This is a genomic window from Streptomyces sp. NPDC029044, assembly GCF_040637495.1.
Lineage (GTDB): Bacteria > Actinomycetota > Actinomycetes > Streptomycetales > Streptomycetaceae > Streptomyces.
In genome coordinates, this window is sequence record NZ_JBEZWN010000139.1 from 1 (window position 1) to 3642 (window position 3642).

The 3642-nt window shown below is 69.6% G+C and carries 3 protein-coding genes and 1 pseudogene; 1 reads left to right on the forward strand and 3 read right to left on the reverse strand.

Annotated elements, in window-relative coordinates; genetic code table 11:
• A pseudogene (locus AB0E85_RS39700) lies at positions 1 to 1164 on the forward strand (2-isopropylmalate synthase); the annotation flags it as partial.
• A gap of 14 nt (positions 1165 to 1178) precedes the next feature.
• On the opposite strand, the gene AB0E85_RS39705 reads toward AB0E85_RS39700, so the two are convergent.
• From AB0E85_RS39705 to AB0E85_RS39715, 3 genes are all read right to left on the reverse strand, one after another.
• Positions 1179 to 1772, reverse strand: coding sequence for a TetR/AcrR family transcriptional regulator (locus AB0E85_RS39705; protein WP_361937623.1), 594 nt, complete (start codon positions 1770 to 1772; stop codon positions 1179 to 1181).
• An 83-nt stretch (positions 1773 to 1855) separates the two neighbouring features.
• The gene (locus tag AB0E85_RS39710) at positions 1856 to 3145 is read right to left on the reverse strand and encodes a dihydrolipoamide acetyltransferase family protein (RefSeq protein WP_361937625.1); all 1290 of its coding nucleotides are present in this window, start codon (positions 3143 to 3145) and stop codon (positions 1856 to 1858) included.
• A gap of 30 nt (positions 3146 to 3175) precedes the next feature.
• On the reverse strand, positions 3176 to 3642 hold a 467-nt coding region (locus tag AB0E85_RS39715), incomplete at its 5' end, for a transketolase C-terminal domain-containing protein (RefSeq protein ID WP_361937624.1).

Genomic DNA, 3642 nt, shown 5'->3' on the forward strand with positions numbered 1-3642 from the left:
GAGATCTTCACCGACACCGAACTGGACTTCGCGCTGGAGGTCTGCGAGGCGGTCATGGACGTCTGGCAGCCCGGCCCGGGCCGCGAGATCATCCTCAATCTGCCCGCCACGGTGGAGCGTTCGACGCCGTCCACGCACGCGGACCGCTTCGAGTGGATGGGCCGCAACCTCTCCCGCCGCGAGCACGTCTGTCTGTCGGTCCATCCGCACAACGACCGCGGTACGGCGGTGGCGGCGGCCGAGCTGGCGCTGATGGCCGGCGCCGACCGCGTCGAGGGCTGTCTGTTCGGCCAGGGCGAGCGCACCGGCAACGTCGACCTGGTCACCCTGGGCATGAACCTGTTCTCCCAGGGCGTCGACCCGCAGATCGACTTCTCCGACATCGACGAGATCCGTCGCACGTGGGAGTACTGCAACCAGATGGAGGTCCACCCGCGCCACCCGTACGTGGGCGACCTGGTCTACACGTCCTTCTCCGGCTCCCACCAGGACGCCATCAAGAAGGGCTTCGACGCGATGGAGGCCGACGCGGCCGCGAAGGGCGTCACCGTCGACGACATCGAGTGGGCCGTCCCCTACCTGCCCATCGACCCCAAGGACGTCGGGCGGTCGTACGAGGCCGTCATCCGGGTCAACTCGCAGTCCGGCAAGGGCGGTATCGCCTACGTCCTGAAGAACGACCACAAGCTGGAACTGCCGCGCCGGATGCAGATCGAGTTCTCCAAGCTGATCCAGGCCAAGACGGACGCCGAGGGCGGCGAGGTCACCGGCGGCGACATCTGGGCGGTCTTCCGCGACGAGTACCTGCCGAACCCGGAGAACCCCTGGGGCCGTATCCGGCTCAAGAACGGTCGGACCACGTCCGGGACCGACGGTGTGGACACTCTCACCGTGCAGGCCACCGTCGACGGCACGGAGACGACCTTGACCGGCTCGGGCAACGGTCCGATCTCGGCCTTCTTCGACGCCCTGCGGTCCATCGGCGTCAACGCCCACCTACTGGACTACCAGGAGCACACGATGAGCGAGGGCGCCTCCGCGCAGGCCGCCTCCTACATCGAGTGCGCGATCGACGGCAGGGTCCTGTGGGGCATCGGAATCGATGAGGACGCCGTCCGGGCGTCCTTCGGGGCGGTCGTGTCGGCCGTCAACCGGGCCTGCCGTCGTGACGCTGTCGGCTATGTGCGGGAGGCCCCGCGCAACAGTGCCCAGACTTCCCTGGCCGCCTGAGCCGCCGACGGCCTGTCGGGCATCGACACCCAGTGGGTGAACACGCCGACGAAGGCCCCTGCCAGGTAGTGCGCGCGCAGTACGAGTGACGGGTCGGCCGCCGGGAGATCGGCGTCCGACCCGCTCAACTGCACGGCCACCTCGTGCGCCAGCAGTTCACGGAGCCGGTTGATGAAGCGGGCGGCACCGCTCGGGCCCAGCATCCGCTGGTAGAGCGTGTCGTTCGCCTCCACGTGGCGGAAGAGGGCCACCAGTTCTTTCGGGGCACGCCCCGCTGCCCTGGTCAGCGGGCACTGCGCCGCCGCACGCGCCAGACGGCCCACTTCCTCCTCCATCGCGTCGAGGAGGAGGGCGTCACGATCGCGGTAGTGCAGGTAGACCGTCGCGCGGTTCACCGTCGCCCGCTCGGCGATGTCGGCGATGGTCAGCGCTTCAACGTCGCGTTCCGCGGCGAGTTCCAGCGCTGCGGAACGCAGAAGGGCGCGGGTGCGCCGGACGCGGGGGTCCATGCGCTCGGCGGTCGCGGTCGGCTTGTTCGGCATGAAACCAGCATACGTGATACACGACAGATGCTGAATAAGCAACGTGAGTCGTGTATCGCTGGATGGTCAGGGCGGCCGACACGTCACGCCCAGGTGATCAGCCGCTTCGGCTGCTCCAGGATGGCCGCCACGTCCGCGAGGACCTTGGAGCCCAGCTCCCCGTCCACCAGCCGGTGGTCGAAGCTGAGGGCCAGCGTGGTGACCTGACGCGGTTTCACCTTGCCCTTGTGGACCCATGGCTGGGGTTTGATCGCGCCGATGGCGAGGATCGCGGACTCGCCGGGGTTGAGGATCGGGGTGCCGGTGTCGACGCCGAAGACGCCGACGTTGGTGATGGTGACCGTGCCGCCCTGCATCGCGGCCGGGGTGGTCTTGCCCTCCCGTGCCGTGGACACCAACTCGTTCAGGGACTCGGCCAGTTGCGGAAGTGTCTTGGCGTGGGCGTCCTTGATGTTCGGGACGATCAGACCGCGCGGGGTCGCCGCGGCGATGCCCAGGTTCACATAGTGCTTCTGCACGATCTCCTGGTTGGCCTCGTCCCAGGACGCGTTGACGCCGGGGTTCCGCTTGATCGCGACCAGCAGGGCCTTGGAGATCAGCAGCAGGGGGTTCACGCGCAGACCGGTGAACTCCTTGTCCTGCTTGAGCTCCTCGACCAGCTTCATGGTGCGCGTCACGTCCACCGTCACGAACTCCGTGACATGCGGCGCCGTGAACGCCGAGCCGACCATCGCGGCGGCCGTCGCCCTGCGCACGCCCTTGACCGGGAGACGGGTCTCCCGGGCCGTGTCGTACGCGAGCACCGGGGCCGGGGCGGCGGGCGCGGCGAGCGGGCCGGCCGGGGCGGCCTGCGGTGCCGCTTCGGCGGCCGGGGCCTCGGGGGCCGCCGCGGTGTGCACGTCCTCGCGGGTGATGATGCCGTCGGGGCCGGTGGGCGTCACCGTGGTCAGGTCGACGCCCAGGTCCTTCGCCAGCTTGCGCACCGGAGGCTTGGCCAGCGGCCGGGGCTCGCTTGTGAGCACCGTGTCGGACCATGAGGCCGGTGCAGTGCTGCTCTTGCGCGGGCGGCGCTCGGTGGTGGACGCGGCCACGCCGTAGCCGACCAGCACCGGCTGGCGGCCGGGCGCTTCCGCGATCACGGGGGTGTCCGCCGCGGCTGTGCGCACCGTGATGATCGGCACGCCCACAGCGACGACATCCCCTTCACCGCAGCGGAGCTCGTCGACCACTCCGTCGTACGGGATGGGCAGCTCCACGGCCGCCTTCGCCGTCTCGACCTCGCACACCACCTGGCCGTCGGTGACCGTGTCACCGGGCTGGACGTACCACTTGAGGATCTCGGCCTCGGTGAGCCCCTCGCCGGGATCGGGCATCTTGAACTCGCGTATCACAGGTCTTCTCCCTCAGTACGCCAGCGAGCGGTCGACGGCGTCGAGCACCCGGTCCAGGTTCGGCAGGTACTCCTCCTCCAGACGCGCCGGCGGGTACGGGGCGTGGTAGCCGCCGACCCGGAGCACCGGGGCCTCCAGGTGGTAGAAGCAGCGCTCCGTGATCCGGGCGGCGATCTCAGCGCCCGAGCCGAAGAACACCGGCGCCTCGTGGACGACTACCAGGCGGCGCGTCTTCTCCACCGACGCCTGGATGGAGTCGAAGTCGAGCGGCGAGACCGAACGCAGGTCCAGGACCTCCAGGTTCTTGCCCTCCTCGGCGGCCGCGTCGGCGACCTCCTGGCAGAGCTTCACCATCGGGCCGTAGGCGGCCAGGGTGAGGTCGGAGCCCTCGCGGACCACCTGGGCCTTGTGCAGCGGGCCCGGGATCGCCTCCGTGTTCACCTCGCCCTTGTCCCAGTAGCGGCGCTTGGGCTCGAAGA

Coding starts and splice junctions, on each gene's coding strand:
- AB0E85_RS39705 (WP_361937623.1), bottom strand. CDS start 1,772: ATGCCGAACAAGCCGACCGCGACCGCCGAGCGCATGGACCCCCGCGTC.
- AB0E85_RS39710 (WP_361937625.1), bottom strand. CDS start 3,145: ATGCCCGATCCCGGCGAGGGGCTCACCGAGGCCGAGATCCTCAAGTGG.